Here is a 26,314-nt window from a genome sequence, read left to right on the forward strand (position 1 = left end):
TTAGATTCTATATTATTTCTTTTTAATTTAGTTGATAAAGCATAAAGTTTCAATTTTTGATATGGTCAGCAAATAAAAGAAAAATAGACATCGATCAACTAATGAAACCTTCCTCTTTCAAACTGACATATCTCCCATCCCCAATGATCACATGATCAAGCACATTGATCCCGAGGATCTTCCCACCCTCAACAAGCTTTTCAGTAACAGCGATATCCTCCCTGCTTGGTGCAGGATCACCGGATGGGTGGTTGTGTGTTAATATGACCGATGCCGAGGACTCCATCAGTGCAGACTTGAATACCTCGCGAGGGTGTACAATGTTCGCGTTCAGGCTGCCAATGGACACCACCTCTTCGCGCAGTATCTGGTTCTTGGTATCAAGATAAAGAGCAGTGAGTACCTCTTTCTTGACCTCCCTGTGTTTAGAATAAAGTAAAGAATAGACATCTCCGGCAGACCTTATCTTCCTTTTCGGGTCGTCAATGAAGATCTCCAGCTTTCTTGCAAGCTCAAAGACAGCAGCTATCTGCGTGGCCTTTGCAGGACCGACACCGCGTATCTTTGTGAGCTGGCTGATGTTTGCCTGACTGAGCTGCTTCAGGTTGTATTCAGAAAGGATGCGTGAGCACATGTGCAGTACGTTCTCATCCTTTGAGCCTGTACGGAGGATGATCGATAATAGTTCTGCATTGGACAGAGAACCAGGACCGTGTTTTAGCAGGCGTTCCCTGGGACGTTCCTCTTCAGGCATATCATGTATTCGCACTTTGTGGTCAGGCATGGATGGCAATAATAGTGTAGATTAATATAAACCAGTCGAAATTTAAGTTGTTGGATTATATTTTTATAAGGAACATCATATTTCGCTTTACTATACATTGCCAGTTTTCGTCTTATTTTCATCACCCATTCCCTTCAACTCTTCTAATCCAACGTCCTTATATACTGAGCTGAAAATACAGAAAGACCATGAAAGTCATCTCAGTAATAGGCTACAAGAACACAGGAAAGACCACCCTTGTTACAAAACTGGTACAGGAACTTTCAAAGCACGGGCGTGTGGGAACGGCCAAGATGATGACCGACCACCGGCTGGACAATCCGAATGCAGACACTGGCAAGCATTTCGATGCCGGTGCTGACATGGTCACAGCAGTCACAAACAGCGAACTTGTTACCATCCAGCGTGACCCTTCTGTTGAGAAGGCCATCGATGCTCTTGCAGATGCAGGCATGGATTTTGCTGTGATCGAGGGTGCAAAGGACAAGCCTATTGCGAAAATAGTACTGGGAGACATGGAAGAGGGTGTCCTGAATGTGGTTGCGAAGCTTCCTGCAAGATCTGACTGGGACCTTGGGGAACTTGTGGACATTATCAAAGAGCAACCAGACCATGTGACACTGGACCTGCTTCTCAAGCAGATTAAAGAAACTCCCGGAATCGAGAAGGTAGGCGGTATAGGAAGTTTTACCGGTATAGTCCGTGTGGACAATGAGGAGTTCAGGACCAGTCAGCTCGAGTTTGAGAGTTACAAAACGGCTGCTGATGCAAGTATCCAGAAGATACGTGAAGAGATCATGCAGCAGGAAGGCATTATTGATGTGCTGATACACCACAAGGTCGGTACTATAAAGCCTCTGGAAGATATCGTGTACATCGTTGTGGCAGCAGGCCACAGGCAGCAGCTATTCCCGGCACTTGCCGAGACACTTGAGAGAGTTAAGTCAGAAGTACCGATCTGGAAGAAAGAGATCACCGTTGACGGTAACTTCTGGGTACATGACCATGCCTGAACTGTCCTGCAGTTCAGCGCATTCACACATATTTTACATGTAAATTAATTATAATTCCCGCTTTCTAGACCATTTTCTACTTATACAACTTCATCTTACAGCGAGTGCCGTATAATTCTGCACATTGATGTAAAAATGTGTCCAATAACTTCCATAATATACTTAGTTCAGACGAAACATTAAAGTATGACTCGTGTTAACGATTGACATGATTTACACACTTTTCTAAAAAACACGTGGTGACAATTATGTTAGGAATAGATGACCCGCAGATCTGGATCGCCTACGTTCTTTGCATTGTAAGCGCTCTTGGTTGTATGGTATATGGTCTTTTAAAATGGAATGAAGAGGAGGAAGAATACTAATGGCAGTCAGTACCCCCCTCCTCGGAGTTGTTGTACTTATTTACCTGATGGTCGTTTTCTGGTGCGGATGGATCGCATACAAGCGTACCAAGGAAGTTGATGACTACATGTTGGCAGGAAGGAACGTGCATCCTGTCATTCTGGCCCTCTCTTACGGTGCTGCGTTCATCAGTACCTCGGCGATCGTAGGGTTTGGCGGTGCTGCCGCTGTCCTGGGAATGGGACTATTGTGGCTCGCTGTAATGAATATAGTTGTAGGAATATTCATTGCTTTTGTTCTCTTCGGATCACGAACCAGGAGCATGGGAGTTAACCTTAAGGCAGTCACTTTCCCTGAGCTTCTGGGAAAGAGATACCAATCCCGCTTCATACAGGGTTTTTCCGGAGCAGTGATAGGTTTGTTCATGCCACTTTATGCAGGAATTGTCCTGATCGGTGGAGCACGATTTGTGGAAACCACACTGGGTATTAACTATGATATTGCAGTTCTTATCCTTGCGATCATTGTTGCAGCTTATGTAATTACAGGCGGATTACTTGCTGTCATGTACACAGATGCCCTGCAGGGAGGTCTGATGTTCATTGGTATGGCAATTCTGCTGGCTCTTACATACATTAAGCTCGGAGGTATTACTGAAGCTCACATGGCACTTACCAATATGGTAACTCTTGTACCCGATAGCCTGGTTGCAGGAGGACATACCGGTTGGACCTCCATGCCCGCGTTCGGCTCGCCTATCTGGTGGACACTTGTTTCAACACTGGTGCTTGGTGTGGGAATCGGTGTGCTTGCACAACCACAGCTTGCAGTGCGTTTCATGACAGTGAACAGCAAGAAATCACTCAACAGGGCAGTGTTTGTGGGTGGACCTTTCATCCTCATGATGACAGGTGTCGCTTTTGTCGTCGGTTCACTTTCCAACGTATATTTCTTCCAGACAGATGGCCTGATATCCATCGCTGCAGCCGGCGGAAACCAGGATCTTATCATTCCTGAATACATCAACAACGCCATGCCTGACCTGTTCGTGATCATCTTTATGGTTACCCTGCTTGCAGCAGCAATGTCAACCATGAGCTCACAGTATCACACAATGGGAAGTGCCATCGGTCATGACTTCTACCGCGAGTACCTTATGAAAGGCAATGCAGGACAGACAGTGACTATGACAAGAGTGGGAATTTTCGTTACCATTATTGCAAGTGTAATACTCGCATACATCCTGCCTATCAGCATCATTGCAAGAGCAACAGCAATATTCTTCGGAATTTGTGCGGCAGCCTTCCTGCCCATGTATGCAGGTGCTCTTTTCTGGAAGAGGATGACACGTCAGGGAGCTATTGCAAGCCTTCTGGTCGGTACGTTCAGCAGCCTGTTCTGGCTGACATTCGTCCACGCAAAGGAGGCTGTACCACTGGGAATCTCACAGGCACTATTCGGTGTGGATACGATCCTGACAGGCACCTGGGTAGTTGTGGACCCGATACTGGTAGCCACCCCGCTTTCAGCAATTGTGGCCATTGTGGTCAGCCTTATGACAGAGCCTCCATCGGAGGAACATCTTGCGACCTGCTACAAAAAATAAAGATAACAGACAGGATAGTTGACCAAAACGAAAGTTAACAAATGCTGAATTATGTGGATCTTAAGGTCCACATCTTTTTTAATTTTCTCTTTTTCCGGAAGAAGGATGTTTTAAGACAAAGAGCTGAAAGGCTTTATCCTGAAGCATTTGTTTTGAGATCCATTATTATGAAAGTCTTTATTGTGAAACCGAAGAAAATAACAAAATAAATAGCCAGAGCTATCCTGAAAAGCCGGATATTAGAATAGAATATCAGAATAAGATGAAAGGCAAAAGCCTATGACGGAAGCTTAGAGGGGATGTATATGTATTAATAATAATTATTTCGACTTTTGCCTAATTAAAGTTCGATTACATCGAATATAAATGTATTGATTTTGTCTTTTTCGGCAACATCGAAAACCAGAAATAAGGTCCAGAACAAAAGTATAACTATGAATTTCGGTGTCGTGATCCATGGGCCTGAAGTGATCGATTCCGGTCATGCAAAGCTGATACTTGAGCTGTTCTCCAGATTTGGCGACGTCACTGCAAAACTTGGCGGTGCCATGGGAAAGATCGCTGTCATTGATGCACACATGGAAGATCTCATAGATATCAATGAAAGCCTGAAGCCCAGTGCTGCAATAGATTCCCTTCTTGATACCTGTGATGCTGTCTGCCTGCTAAATCACGGGAAGACAGCAGAGAACGGGCTTGAATTTGGCAGCATTGTAATGTCCAGGCTGACGGACAGGAACAGTATTCCCCTGATCCAGATAGAAAGCCCGGGCTGTGATGACGGATGTATTGTCTACTGGAACGACAAAGGACAGGATCTTGCAAAACGAATTGGAGACCTTCTCAGGATGCCGTTCAATGAAGGATATGACCACGGGGATGTTCGTATCTCAACAGAAGGTACAAAGACATTCAGGAAGATCCATGGGGTCCACCCGGACGAGCTTATAATGATAGATGGATTCGTTATTGGCAAAGCCACATCCGAAGACGTGTCAATTGTAGTGGAAAACGGTTTTGTGACAGGACTCGAAGGTGGCATCATAAAAGAGCACGGTCTTGAGAAACTGCACATGTATGAAGCAAGGGAACCACTTGATATCAGGACAGCCTGGGTCAAGACAGGTGCCATAAGACGCACACAGAGCCAGGGTCCCGGCATTCGTCCGGGAAAATGCCACACAATGATACATGAAAGCAATTCATCATGCATGACAGCTTTGATAGACCATATTGCAGAGCGAACCATTGAACTGGCCGAAGGCTGCAACTGTGCGATCACTGTTGGAGATGACACTACCGCAATAGCTGCAGACATTCTTTACAGGTTACACATCCCCGTAATTGGAATCACAGACGGCGATCCGGATGGTTTCTCACATACTGTACATTTCTATCCGGGATCAATCGTCATGCAGCTTGACCCGGGATGGGATGATGTCATTGGAAAGATCATAAAGAAAGAACTGTTCAATGAGAAAGACCGGACAAAATTTAATAATTTTGAGGAAATGAAAAATAGTGTCCAGGAAATTATCGGGGAAAAACTGGTGTCACTGATTGTTTACTGAAATGATTGTTTACTATATGTCTGTTGAAGGTGCTCTTGCTGTTAAAGTTCATAATCCAATTATTAGTCTTGCCTGAAATCTCCATTAATTTATAATATATATAAATATATTCATATTTTCCGATTTCGTCACACACAGTTTAAATATAATAATTAACAATCTTTAATTGGGGGTAGAAAATACTCTATAGTATTTGGTACGGTGATGGACATGATCAGCTTTGGTGGAAAGCAATCAGATGAGTCCAGCGAGGAAATCGTTGAGTCACTCAAAAGTCTGGGAATGACAAGAAATCTTGCAACGACCATTGCATATCTATCGAATGTGAAAGAAGCCTCATCACAGGAGATAGAGATGAACACCGGTCTTCGTCAGCCCGAAGTCAGTGTGGCAATGAGAGCAATGAGAGAGCACTCGTGGATCTCGGTCCATAATAAAAAGGTGACCGGCAAAGGAAGGCCTACAAAGATCTATTCTTTAACAACGCCTTTTGAGAAGATCATCAAACATTATGAACAAAAGATCCATGAAGAGAATGAAGCAAGGATGCTTATAATCAACAAACTCAAAAGTCTTTCAACATAAGAATACCCGGAATTTTTTATCCGGGTTCTTTTGCAAGGCTTATTTGTTGATAGTAAGCAGAAAGTTTCAAAGCAGCTCTGCTATTGTGCTTTAAAACAATAGAACTGTTTCTTTAAAGGAGTAGAGCTCACTGTTCTGGCTAGTAACCATGATAGCTCATACTAAATTGTAACAGCTATTCTGGACAGATATTTTAGAAATCAGTTGTAGACAAATTATAAGTCAATAAGATCAGGCTATAAACATCCGGCATAAGTATAAGCTATAAACATCGAATACAAGAATTAATTAAAGAAATTTAGCGATCAGGACAGATCCAAACCCGGATCAACCGCCTGATATCGCCTTAAGGATCGTTAGTGTGCCGGGTTCGACTGTTCCATCGACGGGAACAGCCTGACCGTTGTTCAATAAAATAACTATCTCCTGATTAATATCAAGTGTTTCCAGAAGATCCTCATAGGTAGAACCTTCGGGAACATCCATGATCTGGCCATCAGGACTCTCAGGATATATCTTTACTTCTACTTGCGGACTCAATCTAGTAGTTCACCGCCTTCTCCCTTGAGATCTTCGAGGTTTTCGTGTATTAATTTGTCTTCCAGAATTTCGATCTTCTTTTCACCCTTACGTTCTGACTCGCGTTTATGGTACTTTGACATACATTTTCACCTCATTAATTAACTGGGTTCGTATAGTTATTAATCCTTTCGAAGAAGGCTATATATACCTGTTATTTGCAGGAAGGGCAGGCAATGTTTATCTCATATCAGTTTGAATTGGAAACTATGTTCAATTCACTGATCTTTGATGCAGATGGCGTTCTCATGGATTCCATGCCCTGTCACGCTGATGCCTGGGTGCGTACATTCTCCGAAGTTGGCATTGACATAGTCAGACAGGACATTTATGATATTGAAGGGTCCAATCACGTAGGTGTCATCAACCTGATCTTCGAGAGAGCCGATCGCAAAGCTGACCCTGAAATAATAGAAAAGCTTCGGGTACGCAAACGTGAGCTTTTCTTAAGAAAGAGGAACATCTCCCCTTTTGAAGGAATGTACGATCTGCTGAAAAGACTGAAAGAAAACTTCCACCTTGCCGTGGTCTCCGGTTCTGATCGTCCCATAGTGGATAGTATGCTAAACGAGTTCTATCCGGATATCTTCGAAGTGATAATTTCCGGTGCCGATGTGACAAATGGAAAACCGGATCCTGAACCATACCTGAAAGCTATCGAAATACTTGGAGTGAAAAAAGAGAACTGCCTTGTGATCGAGAATGCACCTCTGGGAGTGGATTCAGCAAAGAATGCCGATCTCTGCTGCGTGGCAGTTTCAACTTATGTTGATTCTGAAAAGCTAAGCAGGGCAGACAGAATATTCCCTGAGCATGCTCCTTTGATGTCCTTCCTGGAAGGTCTGGAACCGCTCGATCAATGAGTTAAAAAGTAGTATGCGAGATAGTGTTATCAAGTCCCTGACATGGTCCCTAAGAGGGTGACCATGGCAGATACTTTCACAGCTTATCCCACAGTTAATTCTTTGATAATAACCGCTTTAAACAAGTCTTACAGTCTCAAGGTTTGTAAGTGCCCTTGTCTCAAGACGGTATTTCTTATGCAGTGAACTTGCAAGGTCGATGCAGGAGCGTTCATCACCGTGCTCTGTGAAGACACGTTCCGGCTGTGGCCTCATCTTCTTAAAGAAGTCCATCAGCTGTTTCCTGTCGGAGTGTCCTGAGAAACCATCGACAACTTCAACGCCCATGTTCATCTGGACGACATCAGTTCCGTTCCTGGTTGAGATAGGGATCTCTTTCCAGCCTTTCTGGATACGCCTTCCAAGAGTACCATCTGCCTGGTAACCGACAAACACAAGAGTGTTGTTAGGATCAGGTGCAAATGCCTTGAAGTATTCCATGACAGGACCTGCATTCATCATACCGGAGGTTGAAAGGATAACACATGGATGTGGATCATTGATGATCTTCTTTCGAAGGTCATTGGAATCTACCGGCTTGAAACAGTCTGCAAGGAACGGGTTCTGTCCCTTCTGGAAAATAAGCTTCCTGAGGTTATTGTTCAGGTATTCCGGATAGGTCGCGTGTATCGCTGTAGCTTCCCAAATCATACCATCGAGGTAGACCGGAATATCATCGATTATTCCTTTCCTGATAGCGTCCTCAAGAACTATCATTACTTCCTGGCTTCTACCTACAGCAAACGCAGGGATCAGTACGATACCATTATTGGCAATTGTCTTCTTGACGATCTGCTGGAGGTTCTTCTCAGCTTCCTTAAGGGATGGCTGCGTTGCACTGGAAGCACCATATGTCGACTCGGTTATAACGGTCTCAACACGTGGGAACTTATTGACAGCAGGGTCAAAGAGCCTTGTAGGACCGTACTTGTAATCACCGGTTATGACAACATTGTGAAGTCCGTCGCCAATATGGAAGTGTGAAATTGCAGAACCGATGATGTGGCCTGCATTGTGGAATGTAAGCTTTATGTCAGGTGCAATGTCCGTAACTTCTTCAAAATCGAGTGCAATGGTGTGCTTGAGTCCTTCACGCACATCTGCAGACTCGTAAGGTATCCTTTTACCGTCCTTTGCAGCAACATCAATATAGTCAAGCTGCAGAAGCACCATCATATCCCTTGTAGGGGATGTGCAGTAAATTGGACCTTCATAGCCATATTTGTAAAGAAGAGGCACAAGTCCCTGGTGATCAAGGTGGGCGTGTGTAAGTACCACAGCATCGATCTGGTTAAGTGGCTGTACCTCAGGCAGATAAAGATACGGAGTCATATTGTCGTCAGAACCGACGTTCACTCCACAATCGATCATTACCTTTGATTCGGGTGTTGATAAAAGGAAGCAGCTTCTTCCGACCTCTTTACAGCCTCCCAGTGATGTGACCCTCACCCATTTGTCTTTGGAGGTGCATTCCCGGTGAATATTACGTCCGACGGTCTTAAGGATGTCTTTGCGCTCCTTGTGGTTGGTTCGCATAAACTCCCTGATGTTATTGACGGTACGGGATTTGATAGGGGGTGTGCGGACAACCTTTGGTGTCCAGCCGATCTTCTTTGTGATCTCGCGAAGTGTTTCCCCATGCTTGCCTATCACAAGTCCGGGTTTTTCCGCTTCAATGACCACTTCGCCCACATCAGGATCGAAGTGAAAATTAGAGAGAACAGAATCTTTTGGAACGGTATCTTTTATCTTATCGATAGCTTCCTCAGGGGAAACTAACACCTTTGGGTCCGGACGAACGACTATCCTTGTCCGAAGAGCTTTTGCAAGGTTCCTTACAACATGACCATTGTCTGCAAATTGTTTCGGATCCTCGGTATAAACAACAAGCTGGGGCCCCTCGAACTCAACACTTGTAATAGTAGTTCCATCAGGGACCTTCTCTTCTATTTTCTTTTTTAGGTCAGATAGTACATCTTCTATTGCCATTAAACAGCCTTCCTATTTGAAAAAAGTCAAAAAATGTTAAATTTTTTAAAAAAATGTGGTAAGATAAGATCAAAAACCCTAAGAGAGGGCATGATCTTCATAGGATCAGTTTAGGGTTTCACGTTTCTTTTTTACCTCTTCCTGATCAAGTCTTTCATATTTGTCCTTTGTGATCACAACAACATCAATACCTTCACCGGAAGCGGAATCTCTCTTCATTGCATTATGAAGAGCGCGTATTGCAAGGTCGACTCCTTCTTCTACGTTCATGTCATCTTTGTAACGGTCCTCAAGGACACCATAGGCCATCGGAGAACCTGAACCTGTTGCAACCGCCTTGGTCTCTTCGATCTTTCCACCAAGAGCATCCAGTGAATAGACTGCAGGTCCGTTCTTGTCAAATCCGCCTATGAGTAACTGAACCATAAGTGGATAATATCTCTGACCACTTAACAGGTTGGAGAGAAGTGTTGCAATACCTTTGATCGTAACAGACTCCTGCCTCCTCATCTTGAAAAGTTTGGATTCTACACTAATGACACGGACGATCTGCTGTGCATCGCCTACAGAACCTGCTGTGGTCATTCCCACAAGATCATCGATCTGGTAGATCTTCTTTGCAGTCTTGCTTGCGATAAAGTTGCCCATAGTTGCTCTCTGTTCAGTAGCAAGAACTACTCCATCAGAGCACACTATACCTACAGTAGTTGTGCCTTTTAAATGCTTATCATTATCCATTAATTATACCTCATAGTAAAAAACGAGAAAATCAATAGGTAAAAATGTGTTTGCTTCCCGCAATACAACATCTGTTTAGTGATTTTAATATATAAATTTATCCATGGTGATCTTTGAAATAGCAACATAGAGATCAAACGATACCTACTTCATCCGCAAGATCCCGGACCCGGGTTATGGCCTCATTGCTCATACCCCTGTCCTTCATCCTTTGAATGCACTTTGAAATATTCACTCTTTCTTCCCCCATTACAAGGTTGTCAGCATGACATACGATCTTCTCTTCAATGCTGACAGGAAGATAATCGTCCTCAGGCAGACCAAGAAGTAAGGCCTCCTGCCGGCTTATTCCTGCTCCGATATGATTTCTTATAATTAGTACAAGCCGGGGGTCCAACCCAAGCTCTTCTGCAACCGATACACCTTCAAGTGCATGTCTTATTCCATGAGTACGGGACCTGCCAATATCATGGAGAAGTGCACCCAGTTCTACAATTTCAAGATCAACGTCCTTCCCGGAATCCCTTTGTGCAGCAGCTATCTCCACAGCGATCTGCGAAACTACCTGACAATGCCTTATTACGTTGGCCGCACAACCTGCTTCCTTAAGCAATTTCAGGGCATCGGAAGTTGTTATCATGTTCAATTGTTTGCTTTTAGCTCATCAAGACGTTTTGAGAGTTTATCAACCATGAGGGAATTATCCTCGAACATAAGGTCCTCACCACATACAGGACAGAGGAACTCACATTCGCTGGCATCGTTGAATTCAAATCTCACACAGCCTTCAGGACATGTGTAGAACACATTATCTTCTTCGAAATCAAGACGCATCTGGAGGTTCTTCACAAGCTTCTTCTTTTCCTTTGCAAGATGTGATTCGATATCACTGAGATCCAGCTGCCACAGGTAGGTCAGCCATCCGCTGCTCGAATCGCGCTCCCTCCTGCAGATAGCGAGCTTGTTCTCATTCATGATGAAAAGTGTCCTTCTGACAATGTTGAGCATGACACCGGTAGCTTCGGCGATCTGCTCGTCAGTGACCTCACCCTCAGGCATCTTCTCTATCATCTCAAGCCCTTCTTCACCCATCAATTGTATAAGATATCCCCGGACGACTGGATCATTTAAATCTGTCAATATATCACCTTGCAAGTAAGATAGTGTTTATAATTAGATACTTTTGTAAGTAGGTAGTGTTTGTAAATAGATCGTATAAATAGATATTATATCAGGAGTAGGACTCTTGTGTATTTTATTATTTATAGCTAATCCACAGAGGGCTCTCGGGAACCTGTCATAGCGGTCAATGAAGTTCCCTTATCATGCGGGTTACATTGATCACCTTTTCCATTACATCTTCCCGGGTCTTACCGGTGGCCAGCACTGAAGTGATCGGATCATCCGGAAGAGCCCGGTATCCCCCTGCAGGAATATCAGCAATAGGCTCATCGCTCATCTTTTCATAAAAGGAGCTATCCACAGTTATTTCATCATCTGCATATACCACTGCCCTGATGGCATACTGATCGATCTGCGGGACTTTTTCCGGAAGGATACCGTCAAAGGCCTTCACATGAAGATCAAAGAGGTTCAGGCCGGTAGCCATTTCCACACTGTCCAGACTGCCCTGCAACCTGGCATTCACTTCGATCACCACAGGGCCAGAATCAGTAAGCAGGAAATCTACTCCGTTGGAACCAACAAGACCGAACTCGGATGCTATCCTTTCGGAGATCTCATACATCTGTTTAGTATAAGGCGTCCTGTAGGGAGTTATATTCCCGCAATAAGCAAAGGGCAGGCCCGATAACCAGGGAATTCCGATGAGCTGTTCGTTGGCTGCGATAGGAACTGCACTGGAACCGTCAGCTATCAGCGATACACTTGCAGGGAAACCGTAAAGGAATTCCTGCACCATGATATCCGCGGAAGACAATGTCGGATCGATCACAGGTAGCTCTTCAAGAATAGCATTCAGGTCATCCTCATTATATGCGACCCTGTTCAGGCGACCTCCTCCTGCACACTTTGGCTTCACCATCAGGGGGTAGCCGATCTCAGCAGCTTCATCCACATTAACTGAAAGAGGATGAGGGATTCCCAGGGATCCGAGTTCTTTTGCAAGCGATGATTTATCAGATGCCCTCTTCATGACATCAGGACTATTGTTCAGTATCCTGCAGGACTGGTCACTAAGATCAAGCTCCTCAAAACCGGAACCAAGAACGATAGCATCGGGATAGACGTCGAAGTTGTCGATCAGCTCCAGGATGGTCTTCCTGTCTATATCCTTGATATCAATATCCTCATCCGTAAGAAGGGACTGGCACGCAACCGTATTTTCATTCAGGTCCATGTCACAGAAAGCATCGATGGCATAGACATTGTAACCGGCCCGAGTGGCCGAGCAGGCTATGTTCCTGCTACTGTATCCCAAAACAAGAACGTTCTCCAGAAGTGTGGCCTCCTTATAACCTGTGTGCACTGTCCTCCGGCAAGGCAAAAAGTCCCTGCTCGGTACTGATAACCGGGATTTCATCACCTGCTTCGGATGAGAAGAACATGGGTTTCTTTAGCGTTATCGTCTGGTAGGTCGTCGGGTCCAGAACCATGATATCATCGCCTTCCACAGCTACAAGAACAGCACCAACCGCATCATCCCTGTTGGCTATGCGTATAGCACCATCCAGTTTCTCGGTCTCTATCAGGAACCTGGCACCTGTTCCAAGGTAGATTCCTTTGGAATTCTTCCCGGAGTTGCGGATCTCTATGACACTGCCTTTATAGAGAATGATATCACCCGGCATGAACTCGGGGAGTCTCATGGAGAAAGTGATCCTGTAAAGGTCTTTTCCGTCCTTATGACCATAAAGTGTAGGAGATTCTGAAAAGGTCCCGCCAATTTCCGAGACAACGGCCTTGCAGATCTGCCGCCCTGCATTTGCAGAACCAAGGTAGATATCAGCTCCGTCCTTTGAGTCGATACAATCAGTAATAAAAGCGAATCGATCTCCCTTTTTCCATAGTTTTTCAACCATATCGGCACAGATAAGTTTGCAGGCATCGATCTCTTCAGGAGTTACTATCCTGTTAGCTGCCCTTATCTGCAGAATAGCCTCAAAGTATCCGCCTGACATACGACTGCACCTGTCACATGCCTCACGTATTATGCGAACCTCTGTTACAAGTTCCTGATGCAATGGTTCTCCCTCGACCATGGCATCGATCTCTACTTTAACTTTGTAGAGGTGTGGAGTAAGCTCCCGGGGATCCATGACGATATCAACATCATCGGCTTCCCCGTGGACAAAGAGTTCATCCTCAACGGTCCTGATCACGATATCCTCAAGATCGCCTTCATCCCGCCATTTATTGCGGTCAAAACGTGCGTTGCACCTGGAACATATCCTTGTATGAAGAACAAGCGGAAGCACGGCTAATGTGAAATTCTCTAAAAAGCATTTCCTACAAACGTTTTTGTAGAGTCTTTTGGTCTCTGCCCCGCATTTCGGGCATAATGTAAGGCTCATCAGGTGTGTGAATGGTAAGTAGATGGATATTAGTCTTTTGTCCATCACAAAAAACTTCATTTTTTGAAAATACCCTTTGCAGAAAACTTCTGCTTCAGCTTCTGGGTGAACAATGGCCTCAGGTTCCAGAGAAGCTTCTTGTTGCTCTTGAACAAAGCAGAGACAAGCACTATGAAATCCATCTTGTCGAAATCCACGTCTTTAACAGATTCAGCAAGACAGTTCAGGTCCTCATCCGATAGATTGAAGAACGTGTCATTCACGATCAGGCTGTTCCTGATATCATTTCCGATGGTCTCGCGCCAGCATGTTTCATATTCCTGAAGCATCTTCTCGGAGACATCGCCTGCAGCGATCGCTTTTGCTGCAACCTCTGCTGCCATCATTCCAGCATCCATAGCATTACTGATGCCGCCTCCTGTAAAGGGATCGGATTGTCTTGCAGCATCACCTACAAGCATCAAACCATTTGCAATAGTCTTTTCAATAGGACCACTTGCAGGAACTGCACCAGCCACACGTTCAATGATCCTGCCTTCAGGTATGTTCTTCTCCAAAAAATCAGTCAGCAGTTCAATCGATCTCCTGCTGCCGGAGCGGTTCCCGAGTATGCCGATACCAACATTGGCGAGATCGTTACCTTTTGGGAACAACCAGACATATCCCGCAGGTGCAACCTCATTTCCAATGTAAAAATAACAGAAATTCTGATCTATACCTGAGCCACTTACAAGGAACTGTGCACATGTTTCGATCTGTGAAAGTTTCAGGGAAGTATCGATACCTGCCCACCTGCCAACTTTGGATTCAACTCCGTCTGCACCAATGACAATGCTGGAGCGAATTGTATGCACCTCACCATGATACATCAGTTTTACACCGCATACAGTGCCATTCTCAATGATAAGCCCGGTCACCCTTGCCTTTACAAGTACTTCAGCCCCGGCTTCTGCACTTTGCTCTGCAAGTGCACGGTCAAAGACCTTCCTGTCAAGGACATAACCAACCTCTGAGCCGGCATTCTCCTCGGACATCGTAATGGTAATACCATTGGGAGCTATGATGTGTGCACCATTAACTTCAGAGCAGATCCATTTCTCATCCGGTTCAATGTGCTGTTGAAGACGAAGTTTGCTTACACCTTCGGCACACCTAATAGGTGCACCTATCTCCTGTCGCTTCTCAACAAGAAGAACGGAAAGTCCTTTTCTTGCAGCAGTGGTTGCTGCTATCGAACCAGCCGGTCCGGCTCCTACAACGATCACATCATACCGGTCTTTCATAATATTTCTCCAGAGCTCCTGATCGTTATTTCTACAGATCAGGAACGATGATAGAACAGATTTATTTTATTTAACAATATTGTAGTGAAATGGTGAGAAGGAATTGGTTTTTAAGTTCTATTAAGTCATTCGCAAAATCACAATACGAATAAAAGAGATTGTATATTTTTTTAGTATTTTAACAAGTACAAAATTAATCAAATATATTCTAAATAAGCTAAATTATTTTAAAATATTTAATAAGTTTTTTTTATTTTGTTGATTTTTTTAAAAAAAAACGCAATCAAAAAGCACTTGATCTCAGATAATCATTAGTTTTAAAAGCAACATAACTTGTATATTCAGCAAATTTATATACTATAATTTTGTGTACTTATTTGAATATACAGAACATAAGTTTGTCTAAAACAATCAATTGGTGTTGAAAAAGAATAAAATTGCATTATTTGATATTCTATGAACTAGTTTGATTACATACATACAGTTCGTTTTTAGATAACCGCTTCACAAGTACGGATAAAAGAATTGACAGAATGCGCTGCATTATTGGTGGTATGTATAATGAAAAAATATAGCATATTAGCTTTAAGTATACTTTTGTTGCTGGCAATTGCAATGCCAGTGGTATCGGCAGGAAGTTATGACAATATGGAAGTCGTTGCGAATACGACGAGTGATGAGTACGGAAATTTTTGTTTTATTGACGTTCCAAATGGGGAATATACTATTGTATCCCTCAATAACCTCTATTCACCAATGACAAAAACCTACGTATGGTACACTAATACAAGCAATTTAGGGGTTTCAGGTTCTGACGTAGTTGTAGATCCTCTAATAAGCAGGCTTGATACATCGGTAGATGTCGATGCAGTTCTTGGACTTTTTGACAGAAACGAAATTTCTGGTACCACATTAAAGAAAGGAAAATACACCAATACTGTAATTAATGATACAAATCTTGTTTTGATGACAGATACAGGAGACTTTGTTGCTAATACTACCAGCGATGTAAATGGTAATTTTAGTTTCAGTGAAATTCCCAATGGAAAATATACATTAGCTTCTCTCAATTATCTGTATTCCTCCATGAGCAAGACCTATGTATGGTACACTAATACAAGCAATGTGGAGGTTTCAGGTTCTGATGTAGTTGTAGATCCTGTTGTAAGCAGTAGAGATACATCAGTAGATGTCGATGCAGTTCTTGGACTTCTTGACAGAAACGAAATTTCTGGTACCACATTAAAGAAAGGAAAATACTCCAATACTATAATTAATGATACAAATCTTATCTTAATGACAGATACAGGAGACTTTGTTGCTAATACTACCAGCGATGTAAATGGTGATTTTAGTTTCAGTGAAATTCCTAATGGAAATTACACATTAGCTTCTCTCAATTATCTGTATTCCTCCATGAGCAAGACCTATGTATGGTACACTAATACAAGTAATGTGGAAGTTTCAGGTTCTGATGTAGTTGTAGATCCTGTTGTAAGCAGTAGAGATACATCAGTAGATGTCGATGCAGTTCTTGGACTTCTTGAAAGAAACGAAATTTCTGGTACTACATTAAAGAAAGGAAAATACACCAATACTATAATCAATAATACAACTGTCATTCTTCTTAAAGAAAAAAGAGCATATTCGACTCCAGTTGCTAATTTTTCAGTTGATACAACATACGGAGATTGTCCACTAACCGTCCAGTTCAATGATCTATCCGAAAATGCTACTTCTTGGTTCTGGGATTTCGGCGACGGTTTCACTTCTACAGAAGAAAGTCCTGTACACACCTATGATAGTGTTGGGTTTTTCAATGTAAAACTTACAGCAACTAATCCAGCAGGAAGTGACATTGATAGGAAAATCAACCTGATTACCAGCAATCTTCCAGAAGCAAATAAGACAAAGAGCATACTATTCCTTGTCCTTGGTGCTGAAGAGGCCTATATGACAAAGCAGGCTGTAAAAGACATGGGCATGGAAGATTATGTTGATGTTTATGACAGCTACCGTGAGAACAGGGTTGAGATCATCTATACACCATTCAATGATAGCATCGACATGAGCAAATATGACGTTGTTTTCATCACCTGGAAAGGAGGTATGAGTTTCCTGGGTGCAAATCTCAAACCACAAGTACAGGATATGATCAATGAGACAAATCCGGGAACATTTGTATATGACCACAATTATGACCTTGAGGATTTCAGCAACATCAATTATGTGAATCATACCGAACATACATATCTTGAAGACTATTGGATGGAACAGTATGACAACAACATCGTGCGTCTGATCACATACCTTTCAGTAGTTGATCTATCAGAACCTTTCACAAATTATACTGGATCAATCAGAATCGAAGAACCATCAATGACGCCAACAAATGGCATTGTTAACCCGGATGCAGGATATGAAATATTCGAAGATCTGGAATCTTATCTGGAATGGTATTCTGATGATGATGGAAAACATCATGTCTACAATCCTGAGAATTACACAGTAGGTATAACATTCTTTGCAGGACATGATGGAGACCTGTGTGATGGTGTTACTGAAGCACTTATAGATGAACTGGAATCAAGAGGAATTAACGTCATACCTGCATTCCGACCGGGTGTAATTTATGACATGAGTGATGCTGAATCATACTTCAAAGCTGACAATGAATGGAAGGTCAATGCATTTATTGATGTGGGAATGGGCGTATCAAGCATGTCATCTTCCGTATGGCAAACTGAAGCACTTCAGGAAATGAACGTGCCAGTTATCAACGGTATACAATATCAGGGTACTATCACAGAATGGGAAGAATCCGTAAGTGGTCAGGATGGAAGGTTCCAGTACCAGATTCCTATCATGGAAATCGGTGGTGAGATCGAGTCCATAGTCATCGGAGGAAAAGAATATAATGAGGAGATGGATGCCTGGACATTCCAACCAATTGATTACCAGATGGAATGGATGGTAGACCGTACCGTACGCTGGATGGATCTGCAAACAATCAAAGAAGAAGATAAGAGAGTTGCCATAATTTACTATAACCACGGTAAACAGGGTGCCTTGGTAGCTGCAAATCTCGATGTTGCACCGAGTATCCCTAACTTTTTAAGCGCAATGGATGAAGCAGGTTATGATTTAGATGGAATGAACCTAAACAGGTCTGAATTCCTTGAACTTGTACTCCAGCAGGGAAGAAATATCGGCGTCTGGGCTCCGGGTGAACTTGAATACATGGTCGAGAACTATGAAGTTGAACTTCTGCCTGTGGAAACATATCAGGAATGGTTCAATGAACTTGAACCTGCTGCACGCCAAAGTGTGATTGATACATGGGGAGAAGCTCCGGGCCAGGGTATGGTCTATGAAAATGAATCCGGCCAGTACTTCGTATTCCCAAAGATAGAGGTTGGAAACGTACTCATTGCACCACAACCAACACGTGGTCTTACAACAAATGATACAATGCTCTATCACGACCAATCAGTACCTCCATCGCACAACTACATAGCATTCTACCTGTGGTTGAACAAGGAACAGGCTGAAGGTGGATTTGATACCGATGCAGTCGTCCATTTCGGAAGACACGGTACACAGGAATGGCTGGAAGGTAAAGGAGTAGGACTCTCTGTAAAGGAATGCTGGCCAGCTCTCCTGATACAGGACATGCCTGTGGTTTACCTCTATGATGTTGGTGGTGTCGGAGAAGGTATTACCGCAAAGAGAAGAGGTAATGCAGTGATGGTGGACCACCTTACTGCACCAGTGATCAATTCAGGACTTTATGGAAACCTGACCCAGCTTCATGATGCAATGCATAATTATGAAGAGGCCGAAGGTTCTCTCAAGCAAGAATATAAGGAATCTATAATTAGTCACTATGAAGATCTAAACCTTGAGCATGAACTCGGAAATTCATCCGATGAACTCTATGCCATGGAAAATGAAACATTCGACAATTTCATCCTTTATGGCCCGGTACACGACTATCTGCACGAGATCTCAGCTTCATACATGCCTTATGGTCTTCACATACTTGGTGAGGATATGAGCGATGAAGGACTCATTGCAATGGTAAAATCAATGCTTGGAAATGACTTTAGGGAACATGTCAATGCAACAGGACTCTGTGAAGATCCTGACGATTTAGACCCTGCGCACTCTCCGAATATTCTTGACACATTGCTGGCTGATGTTTTGGTCAATGGAACTGAACCAATGAATGTTGTGATTGAACAGTTTGGTATCGACTATACATCCGGACAATATTATGCAGATACAACATCCAATGGATCCGGAGTGTATGATCTTCAATTTGTAAAGGATGGAAAGTACACAGTCTATGCGTTTAAAGAAGTTTCAGATGGATGGTTAACCGGAAAAGAATATGTAACGATTGAAAATGGTAATGTTGTCCCTGAGATTGGTATTAATCTTTCAAAGAACATAACCGGAACCTCAAATCCAGAACTTGAATATGTCCTGGAAATGGTTGAGAATGTTCCAGAAGATGAAGCCGGTATTGGTACAATATCCGGACAGGTTTGTTATCCGGGAATGAGCGGTGACCTCAAGCCCAGATCAAATTCTAAAGTAGTATTACAAGCAGACGGTAAAGCAATAGATATGTATGTCACCGGTGATGACGGAAATTATACTTTCACAAACCTGCCTGATGGGGAATACGTTGTATCTTCAATCTACCAAAGTACAATGAGTGGAAAGTGGTACTTTGATACAAAAGATGCAGAAATATTTGAAGGTGATACAAATGTCCTTAGTCTTTCAATGTTAGTAGACAATACTAACGCACAGAATGTCAGGTCCTTGCTTGGTGAAGTTTCCGGTACCACCACTTCAAACGAATCATCCGCAGTTGAACCGGACTGTGATGTTGTGATCATCAGGCGTCTCACTGATGAGCAACTAACCGTTGTAAATGATCTCTACGGTGCAGTGGGATACTCAGACGCATTAAAAGCATCTACGACTGCTGAACTCGACAGTATGATCAATGCCCTTGATGGAAAGTATATACCACCAGCATTGGGCGATGATCCTACAAGAAGCCCTGATGAAGTACTTCCTACAGGAAAGAACTTCTTCGCATTCAACCCGAACATTGTTCCAACAAAGGAATCTTGGATTATGGGCAAGCAGCTCGTTGATGACTTCCTGGAAGAATGGAAGGCAAACAATGGTGGAGAATATCCTGAGAAAGTCGGATTTGTTATGTGGTCCTCTGAATCCATGAGACATAAAGGAGTCATGGAAGCTGAAATAATGTATCTGCTGGGTGTTGAACCAGACTATAGTTCATCCGGCAAGGTAGAAGGAGTTAAGCTCATTCCAGAAGACGAACTTGGCAGACCAAGGATCGATGTAGTTGTCACGACAACAGGTGTCTATCGTGACAACTGGAAATGGCAGATCCAACTTATGGACAGGGCAGTAAGACTTGCAGCAGATGCAGAAGGCATCAATGACAACTACGTCAAAGAACATTCAGATACGATCTATGATGCACTTATGGCAACAGGTAACTACGGCCCATCCGAAGCCAGCGATCTTTCAATGTGCAGGATATTTGGACCGGACGATGGAAGCTGGGGTATCGGTGGCCTAACCAATGCAGTTGATGCAAGTGGAAGCTGGACCGAGGAAGAGAAACTTGCAAACCTTTACATCAACTCTATGAGTTACGCCTATGGTGACAATGTCTGGGCTTTCAAGGATACTGAAGTATTCAAGAATGCACTTGCAGACACTGAGGCTGTTTTGTTCAGTAGAAGTGGTAATTCCGGTCGTGGAAGCAGCAGTGTGGTCTTTGACCACACCTACGAGTTCTTTGGTGGTTTTGGAATGGCAGTCAGGAATGTCTCTGGCGACACTCCAGACATGTTCATTGTGAACCTTAAAGATCCAAACCAGGCAATGACAGAAACACTTGGTGCTTTCCTTGCAAGGGATCTACGCTCCACATACTGGAACCCTACATGGATCGAAGGCATGATGCAACACGATTATGTCGGTGCCAGTGAGCTTGATCGTATGCTTGAGGACTTCTGGGGGCTTAACGTAATGCTTCCGGACGAGGTTACAGATGACATGTGGAACGAAATGTATAACATCTACATGGAAGACAAATACGACCTCGGACTGAATGAGTGGTACGAAGCCGAAAACCCCTGGGCAGAGCAGTCAATGGAAGCAAGGATGATCGAGGCAATTCGTAAAGGATACTGGGATGCATCGGATGAAGTGCTCAAAGACCTTGTTAAAAGATACGCTGAATCAATGGTCGAGAATGGCGTCACATGTTGTCATCATACATGTGGAAACATTATGTTCGATAATTATGTTCAGGGCGTAATGTCAGTACCTGGTGTTGTTTCACCGGAAACCATTGACAAATATACTGAGTTGATGCAGGATGCAACACATCGCTATCCTGAAACCTCAAGAAGCAGTAGTTCGAACACACCTTCTGCAAACATTGTCAATAGTACAAGCACAACCACAGAAACTGATGCTAAGGGTTATGGTACTGCCACAGAACAGGCACCTGCAACAGTGGATGACAACTATGTGGAAGGATATGAGATGACAAAGGAAACAACTTCTGAAGAGAAGGCATCAACAAGTGGATTCTCAGGATCCGATGTTGTTGCTACAGCAGTTGTTCTCATTGCTGTAGGAACTATCATCTACGGATTCCGCAGGCAAAGACTCTAAAAATAAAATAGATGGCATCCTCAAAAGGATGCCTGCTTTTCCTTTTTCTTTTTTATCATTGGATTTTGTTGTTTAACAATTAATCAATTAAGCAAAGATCTCTTCCAGACCACTTTCCAGATGAGAATACATTGCATCAGTATAACCATGGGATTCACCATCCACGGTTCCGAATGACTTAGGCTCATCGCCTTTCTCAAAAGTCTTCAAAGCAAGATCATAAGGAATGATGCTATCGTTAAGAGAATGGATCATCACAAACGGACGTGGAGATATTCCATCCAGATAGTTGTCAGGATCAATGGATATGAAGAAGTCATACGCTGCCTGATCAACGACATCTTCCCGATTAAGAGAATCAGAGTCGTAACCGCTTGTGCTTATACCAGCTACACCAGAGATGGAATCATCGATAGAGGTTGCAATGATCGCGAACCTGCCTCCGTTGCTTGAACCCAGCATTGCGATCTTCGAATCATCGATCCCAGGCTGGTCACGCAGTACATCGGAGGCCATCAGGGCATCATAGACCATAAGGAACTGTATCGGTTCAGCACCGTTCCTGAAAAGCATGATGTCATTTTCAACATTTATCGCACCAAGATTACGCTGGTCGATGACAATAGATGCATAGCCCATATCTGCCAGTAGTACGGAAAGACTGTGCTCGTCCTCCTTGGTAACTCCTGCACCCGGCAGGATCACAACAGCAGGTACAGGATCGCTGTTATTGCCATCGGTTGCAGGGATCGTCAAAAGGGAATCAACCTCTGTCTCCCTGCTTGTGTATGTGATGGTCTTCAAGACATAACCGGGGTTTGAATCATCAACACTAATAACAGAATAATCAAGTTCTTCGCGCTCAGGATAGGACAGAAGGCCGTCATCTGTCATTGTCCATGGATCTTCCTGGCCACTGTAGAAGACACCGTAAAAGCCTACGAGTAGCAGTGAAAAACCGATAAGGAGTACAACGTTATTGTGACGTTTAAGGAATGTGCTCTTTGATCTGGTTTGATTTTGTTTGGTTTTAGCCATAGCTAAACAAAAGGTAGCACAATAAAAAAAAGGTTTTCCGTGCCAGAGATGACACGGATAGGGTAAATTGGTTTATTTCTGTGGTGGCCAGTTCTGTTCCATCCAGCCAGGAAGTCTTCCTGAATCTGCCGGACCGATCATAACAGCGGCACCAGTCTCGTCTTCCACATCGCCCTGGAGACGTGCTGCAAGTCCCGGAAGTACAACTACATTGTTGTTGAGCTTCTCCTTCATGTCGAAGCCTGCTTCATCGAGTCCTTTCTTGATCTTTGCAGCTGTAAGCTGACCGCCTGCTACAGCAGCTTCCACACCAATACCGTCGGTGTCGATAGCTGTGAGGTAACAGTCAATGCCATTGGATGACAGGTCACTCTCTACAGTGTAGTATGTAAGGGCGAAGTTGGTTGTGACAAGCAGAGGCGAATCTGCTGTTGGTGAACCTACCTCATAGACTCCCGGATCTACTGTTACCGGCTTACGTGGGTCGGTGTAGATGGTGTCACGGATGTGAACTTCCGGAAGCTGTGCGTATCCCTCGATACTGTGGAGTATCATGATATCACCGTACTTGACAGTGAACACTGATGCAACAACGGTTTCCCAGTAGGATGCACTGACCTCGTCATCGTGTGCCATCCATGCTGTAAGAGGCACTGCCATAATTGGGAATGCAATGTCACGGTCACCGTTGATGCCTGCCCTTCTGATCTTCAGGAAGTTCTGGAAGGTTGTTCTCAGACCCTTTCCTGTTGGGAATGTTCCCGGATCGAGGACAACATCCTCAATACCATTTTCTGAGAATGTCTTGGCAAGTGACTTGAGCATGTCAAGATCGTTTGGTGCGAACACTGTCACAGGAACATTGTATTCCTGTGCAAGAGCTGCAACATCCTGCCAGTTGTCCTTGTTGGCTGCATAAAGAAGTGGTCTCTTCTCTGCTGCTACCTCAAGTCCTGCTTTGAGAACTTCAGGGTTGAATGAACAGAGTACCATTGGGAAATCAGTGGTTTCCATTACTTTCTTTACTGCTGCTGCGAACTTTGCAGGATCGTCTGAAATGCTGCGCACTGCGATCATGTCAAGTGTCAGGAAATCTCCGACATAGAATTTCTTGAAGTCCTGTATCTTGTTTACCCTTTCAACAAGGTCCTTCTCGTCCATGGTGTCCCAGACATCATATGCGAATGCTGTCTTGTTGAAGAATGTAAGTTTATGGCGGTGTAATACATCATCGCCACCGATACTAACTGCCTTTTCACCGACACCGATCACAACTTCCCTGATCTCAGGTGCAAGAAGTGCTTCAAGCTCAGCATACTTCTTCTTGTATTTCTCATCGGATACAAGAGGGATACAGTCAGTAGCTTTCTTTGACCTGTCAATAAGGTGGGATGCAAATGCCATACAGGATGTTTCGCCACACTCACCACAGTTGGTGCCCGGAAGGAACTTGTAAGCTTCAAGAGGGCTGTTTATTTTCATTCTTCACACCTCCGCTCCGATCCAGTTGGTAATGTCGATCTCATCTGCCTCAATGGAACCGTAGAGTGTCTGTGTGATCTCCTTGAGTACCTGTACAGATGTTGGATGCATCATCATGAACATGTCATTTCCTGCAAGTGAGAGTGTAAGACCTGTGACGATCTCCCAGATAGGACCTCTGTACTCACGTGGACCCCAGTCGGAATCCTGGCTGAGTGGTGATTCCTTCATCCATGACTCACGGGCACCCCATGCATTGGTTGTACCGGAGGACATTGGGAATGTAAGTTCATCATCGCCCATGAGAGCTGCAAGCCTTATGCGCTCCATGTTAGTGTAAGCATAGTCCAGACCGTAACCAAGAGCTGCGGTTGTCGGGTCCATTACGATGCTGTCCCTTGGGACTCCACACTGCTTCATGAGCTTCCTGTTAAGCTCCTTCTGAGCGTTGATCTCAAGCTGTGTCCAGGAAAGCACTGCGTGACCGTAGTCTGTTGCAGCCTTTGCAACCCTTTCGTAATCAAGGTTGAGACTTGCGGATGCAAGAAGCACGCGCTCGCCTTCTGCGACCTCAGCTGCCTTTTCAAGGACCTCAGGGTCCTTCTGTGGGTTACCTGAACCACCGATGACGATCGGTACGTCAACTGCCTGGAGGACATCCTCTACGACCTTTGCTGCTTCCCTTGCAGGAGTGTCGTTGATAAGTGGATCTGTTGAGATAAGGTGTATTGTGACCATGTCTGCGTTGAAGTCACGTACGACCTTCTTTGCCCATTCTGCAGGGTCGTTGATAACATCTTCATAGTTGCCCTTAACAGCTTTTGCCATTCCGATAGGCATATCGAAGACATCCATTGTAACGTAGTTGCGGTGTGGCATCTCAGCATCGAAGTAGTAAGGAAGTGCATTCTCGCCACCAAGGGTGATGGTGTTCTTCCTGGAACCGCCATCTGCTGATGTGGCACCAAGGGTCACTTCCTGGATAGGAGTTGCCCACTCGCTCATCTTTGCGACATCGAACTTTGAAGGAATAAGCTCCTCTATCCTGGACTGGCCAGCGATAGGTGCCTGTGGGAAGCCGCCCATGGACGCAGCGAAAAGCTGGTCAATAGGGTATCCCAGCATCCTTGCGATATTTGCGACATGTAATGAGATCTGTGCTGCCTCATGACCAAGTGCATAGGCCATAGCAGGATTAAGACCTCCGCCTCCACTGATATCAAGCTCGATGTCTCCCTCGATAGTAACTCCTTCGAGTGAATCGACATCAAGGTCTTTGAGAAGATCAGTAAGACCTGATAATTTCATCTTATTTGACATATGAATTCCACCATTTTCTTAAATGAAGTAATGAAAGTTCTTATAGACCAAGTTTCTCCGCGATCTTTGCGACCTCTTGTACAGCACCGGAGTCATCAGAAAGATCGAAAAGGGGAAGACCCTCCAGATCCCTTTCTGCGATCATGCTGTCCATTGGAACAGTCCCGATAAGTTCGAGATCAAGACCTTCTGCGGTTCTCTTGATCGCTTCCTTATTGGTATCTGTGACCTTGTTGGCAACAACGTAGATGTTTTTGACATTGGTCTCAAGTTCCTCGGTGAGTTCCCTGATACGCTCTGCAGTTCTCAGACCACGTCTTGAACCATCAGTGACCACGATAAGGTCATCGACATCACGGATGATCTTGCGGCTGAAATGTTCAAGCCCTGCTTCTGTATCGAGGATGACAACATCGTAGTTCTTTACGACCTTGTCCATGATACCACGGAGCAGGTTGTTTACATAACAGTAACATCCTGAACCTTCCGGACGGCCCATTACAATAAGGTCGTAATTGTCCATCTCCTCGAGGATCTCATAGATCTTTGACTCGAATATTGTCTCCTTGTTAACATCAGGAGGGAAGTTGTCCCTTTCGTCCTGCATGAACTGTTTCATATCACCAACAGTCTTGATGGTCTCACAACCGAGGGTCTCCGGAAGATTTGTATCCGGATCTGCATCGATGGCAAGGACCAGTTTGTCAGTTTTTGTAAGATGGCGGATGAGAAGACTGGTTATTGCAGTCTTCCCTGTTCCACCCTTACCTGTTATTGCAATTACTTTAGCCACAGAAGACCTCGT

The 26,314-nt window shown here is 44.1% G+C and carries 21 protein-coding genes; 7 read left to right on the plus strand and 14 right to left on the minus strand.

Annotated elements, in window-relative coordinates; genetic code table 11:
• Positions 1 to 94 precede the first annotated feature (94 nt).
• Positions 95 to 784, minus strand: coding sequence for a RadC family protein (gene radC / locus WOA13_RS02470; protein WP_342126414.1), 690 nt, complete (start codon positions 782 to 784; stop codon positions 95 to 97).
• A gap of 188 nt (positions 785 to 972) precedes the next feature.
• Between radC and WOA13_RS02475 the strand changes: the two genes are divergently transcribed.
• The 5 genes from WOA13_RS02475 (at position 973) to WOA13_RS02495 (ending at position 5,904) form a co-directional block, all read left to right on the plus strand.
• The gene (locus WOA13_RS02475) at positions 973 to 1,797 is read left to right on the plus strand and encodes a molybdopterin synthase (RefSeq protein WP_342126415.1); all 825 of its coding nucleotides are present in this window, start codon (positions 973 to 975) and stop codon (positions 1,795 to 1,797) included.
• Between the two features lie 248 nt (positions 1,798 to 2,045).
• Positions 2,046 to 2,162 carry a symporter small accessory protein gene (locus WOA13_RS02480; protein ID WP_342126416.1) on the plus strand — a complete coding sequence of 39 codons (117 nt, stop codon included), beginning with the start codon at positions 2,046 to 2,048 and terminating at the stop codon, positions 2,160 to 2,162.
• Positions 2,162 to 3,748, plus strand: a complete 1,587-nt coding sequence (locus WOA13_RS02485) for a sodium:solute symporter family protein (RefSeq protein ID WP_342126417.1) — start codon at positions 2,162 to 2,164, stop codon at positions 3,746 to 3,748. The genes WOA13_RS02480 and WOA13_RS02485 overlap by 1 nt, the downstream gene beginning before the upstream one ends.
• A gap of 434 nt (positions 3,749 to 4,182) precedes the next feature.
• Positions 4,183 to 5,319 (plus strand): DUF2117 family protein, encoded by a 1,137-nt coding sequence (locus WOA13_RS02490; RefSeq protein ID WP_342126418.1) that lies wholly within the window; start codon positions 4,183 to 4,185, stop codon positions 5,317 to 5,319.
• Between the two features lie 210 nt (positions 5,320 to 5,529).
• On the plus strand, positions 5,530 to 5,904 hold the full coding sequence (locus WOA13_RS02495; RefSeq protein WP_342126419.1) for an MreA family transcriptional regulator: 375 nt from the start codon (positions 5,530 to 5,532) through the stop codon (positions 5,902 to 5,904).
• A 327-nt stretch (positions 5,905 to 6,231) separates the two neighbouring features.
• Here the strand turns inward: WOA13_RS02495 and WOA13_RS02500 are convergent, their stop codons facing one another.
• On the minus strand, positions 6,232 to 6,444 hold the full coding sequence (locus WOA13_RS02500; protein ID WP_342126420.1) for a MoaD/ThiS family protein: 213 nt from the start codon (positions 6,442 to 6,444) through the stop codon (positions 6,232 to 6,234).
• Positions 6,441 to 6,566 carry a hypothetical protein gene (locus tag WOA13_RS02505; RefSeq protein WP_342126421.1) on the minus strand — a complete coding sequence of 42 codons (126 nt, stop codon included), beginning with the start codon at positions 6,564 to 6,566 and terminating at the stop codon, positions 6,441 to 6,443. The genes WOA13_RS02500 and WOA13_RS02505 overlap by 4 nt, the downstream gene beginning before the upstream one ends.
• 126 nt (positions 6,567 to 6,692) lie before the next feature.
• On the opposite strand from WOA13_RS02505, the gene WOA13_RS02510 reads away from it, so the two are divergent.
• Positions 6,693 to 7,346 carry an HAD family hydrolase gene (locus WOA13_RS02510; RefSeq protein ID WP_342126422.1) on the plus strand — a complete coding sequence of 218 codons (654 nt, stop codon included), beginning with the start codon at positions 6,693 to 6,695 and terminating at the stop codon, positions 7,344 to 7,346.
• A 117-nt stretch (positions 7,347 to 7,463) separates the two neighbouring features.
• On the opposite strand, the gene WOA13_RS02515 is transcribed toward WOA13_RS02510, so the two are convergent.
• From WOA13_RS02515 to WOA13_RS02545, 7 genes are all read right to left on the minus strand, one after another.
• Positions 7,464 to 9,374: a beta-CASP ribonuclease aCPSF1 gene (locus WOA13_RS02515; protein ID WP_342126423.1), complete on the minus strand. Its 1,911-nt coding sequence runs from the start codon at positions 9,372 to 9,374 to the stop codon at positions 7,464 to 7,466.
• Positions 9,375 to 9,479: 105 nt separating this feature from the next.
• Positions 9,480 to 10,112 carry an archaeal proteasome endopeptidase complex subunit beta gene (gene psmB, locus WOA13_RS02520; RefSeq protein WP_342126424.1) on the minus strand — a complete coding sequence of 211 codons (633 nt, stop codon included), beginning with the start codon at positions 10,110 to 10,112 and terminating at the stop codon, positions 9,480 to 9,482.
• A gap of 133 nt (positions 10,113 to 10,245) precedes the next feature.
• A complete protein-coding gene (locus WOA13_RS02525; RefSeq protein ID WP_342126425.1) occupies positions 10,246 to 10,752 on the minus strand; it encodes a TIGR00295 family protein in 507 nt (168 codons plus the stop codon).
• 2 nt (positions 10,753 to 10,754) lie between these two features.
• Entirely contained in the window at positions 10,755 to 11,252 is a 498-nt protein-coding gene (locus tag WOA13_RS02530; RefSeq protein WP_342126426.1) for a transcription factor, read from the minus strand.
• Between the two features lie 166 nt (positions 11,253 to 11,418).
• Positions 11,419 to 12,600, minus strand: coding sequence for an ATP-grasp domain-containing protein (locus WOA13_RS02535; RefSeq protein ID WP_342126427.1), 1,182 nt, complete (start codon positions 12,598 to 12,600; stop codon positions 11,419 to 11,421).
• Complete coding sequence (locus WOA13_RS02540) at positions 12,584 to 13,690, minus strand: 60S ribosomal export protein NMD3 (protein WP_342126428.1); 1,107 nt, start codon at positions 13,688 to 13,690, stop codon at positions 12,584 to 12,586. The genes WOA13_RS02535 and WOA13_RS02540 overlap by 17 nt, the downstream gene beginning before the upstream one ends.
• A gap of 11 nt (positions 13,691 to 13,701) precedes the next feature.
• Positions 13,702 to 14,928, minus strand: a complete 1,227-nt coding sequence (locus WOA13_RS02545; protein ID WP_342126429.1) for an NAD(P)/FAD-dependent oxidoreductase — start codon at positions 14,926 to 14,928, stop codon at positions 13,702 to 13,704.
• A gap of 561 nt (positions 14,929 to 15,489) precedes the next feature.
• Here WOA13_RS02545 and WOA13_RS02550 point away from each other — a divergent pair.
• Positions 15,490 to 21,669 carry a cobaltochelatase subunit CobN gene (locus tag WOA13_RS02550; RefSeq protein WP_342126430.1) on the plus strand — a complete coding sequence of 2,060 codons (6,180 nt, stop codon included), beginning with the start codon at positions 15,490 to 15,492 and terminating at the stop codon, positions 21,667 to 21,669.
• Between the two features lie 87 nt (positions 21,670 to 21,756).
• On the opposite strand, the gene WOA13_RS02555 is transcribed toward WOA13_RS02550, so the two are convergent.
• From WOA13_RS02555 to WOA13_RS02570, 4 genes are all read right to left on the minus strand, one after another.
• Entirely contained in the window at positions 21,757 to 22,707 is a 951-nt protein-coding gene (locus tag WOA13_RS02555; protein ID WP_342126431.1) for an alpha/beta hydrolase, read from the minus strand.
• A gap of 72 nt (positions 22,708 to 22,779) precedes the next feature.
• Complete coding sequence (gene acsC / locus WOA13_RS02560) at positions 22,780 to 24,189, minus strand: acetyl-CoA decarbonylase/synthase complex subunit gamma (RefSeq protein ID WP_342126432.1); 1,410 nt, start codon at positions 24,187 to 24,189, stop codon at positions 22,780 to 22,782.
• A 3-nt stretch (positions 24,190 to 24,192) separates the two neighbouring features.
• Entirely contained in the window at positions 24,193 to 25,509 is a 1,317-nt protein-coding gene (gene cdhD, locus WOA13_RS02565; protein ID WP_342126433.1) for a CO dehydrogenase/acetyl-CoA synthase subunit delta, read from the minus strand.
• Positions 25,510 to 25,549: 40 nt separating this feature from the next.
• Entirely contained in the window at positions 25,550 to 26,302 is a 753-nt protein-coding gene (locus tag WOA13_RS02570; RefSeq protein ID WP_342126434.1) for an ATP-binding protein, read from the minus strand.
• Positions 26,303 to 26,314 lie beyond the last annotated feature (12 nt).

Origin of the sequence: Methanococcoides sp. LMO-2 (genome assembly GCF_038432375.1) — an archaeon.
GTDB classification, from domain to species: Archaea; Halobacteriota; Methanosarcinia; order Methanosarcinales; family Methanosarcinaceae; genus Methanococcoides; species Methanococcoides cohabitans.

Bases quoted from the DNA above. Each gene is read 5' to 3' on its own strand.
- cdhD (WP_342126433.1), bottom strand. From the start codon at position 25,509: ATGTCAAATAAGATGAAATTATCAGGTCTTACTGATCTTCTCAAAGAC.
- WOA13_RS02510 (WP_342126422.1), top strand. From the start codon at position 6,693: ATGTTCAATTCACTGATCTTTGATGCAGATGGCGTTCTCATGGATTCC.
- WOA13_RS02545 (WP_342126429.1), bottom strand. From the start codon at position 14,928: ATGAAAGACCGGTATGATGTGATCGTTGTAGGAGCCGGACCGGCTGGT.
- psmB (WP_342126424.1), bottom strand. From the start codon at position 10,112: ATGGATAATGATAAGCATTTAAAAGGCACAACTACTGTAGGTATAGTG.
- WOA13_RS02485 (WP_342126417.1), top strand. From the start codon at position 2,162: ATGGCAGTCAGTACCCCCCTCCTCGGAGTTGTTGTACTTATTTACCTG.
- WOA13_RS02525 (WP_342126425.1), bottom strand. From the start codon at position 10,752: ATGATAACAACTTCCGATGCCCTGAAATTGCTTAAGGAAGCAGGTTGT.
- WOA13_RS02475 (WP_342126415.1), top strand. From the start codon at position 973: ATGAAAGTCATCTCAGTAATAGGCTACAAGAACACAGGAAAGACCACC.
- WOA13_RS02540 (WP_342126428.1), bottom strand. From the start codon at position 13,690: ATGGACAAAAGACTAATATCCATCTACTTACCATTCACACACCTGATG.
- WOA13_RS02505 (WP_342126421.1), bottom strand. From the start codon at position 6,566: ATGTCAAAGTACCATAAACGCGAGTCAGAACGTAAGGGTGAAAAGAAG.
- radC (WP_342126414.1), bottom strand. From the start codon at position 784: ATGCCTGACCACAAAGTGCGAATACATGATATGCCTGAAGAGGAACGT.
- WOA13_RS02515 (WP_342126423.1), bottom strand. From the start codon at position 9,374: ATGGCAATAGAAGATGTACTATCTGACCTAAAAAAGAAAATAGAAGAG.
- acsC (WP_342126432.1), bottom strand. From the start codon at position 24,189: ATGAAAATAAACAGCCCTCTTGAAGCTTACAAGTTCCTTCCGGGCACC.
- WOA13_RS02555 (WP_342126431.1), bottom strand. From the start codon at position 22,707: ATGGCTAAAACCAAACAAAATCAAACCAGATCAAAGAGCACATTCCTT.
- WOA13_RS02480 (WP_342126416.1), top strand. From the start codon at position 2,046: ATGTTAGGAATAGATGACCCGCAGATCTGGATCGCCTACGTTCTTTGC.
- WOA13_RS02490 (WP_342126418.1), top strand. From the start codon at position 4,183: ATGAATTTCGGTGTCGTGATCCATGGGCCTGAAGTGATCGATTCCGGT.
- WOA13_RS02550 (WP_342126430.1), top strand. From the start codon at position 15,490: ATGAAAAAATATAGCATATTAGCTTTAAGTATACTTTTGTTGCTGGCA.
- WOA13_RS02495 (WP_342126419.1), top strand. From the start codon at position 5,530: ATGATCAGCTTTGGTGGAAAGCAATCAGATGAGTCCAGCGAGGAAATC.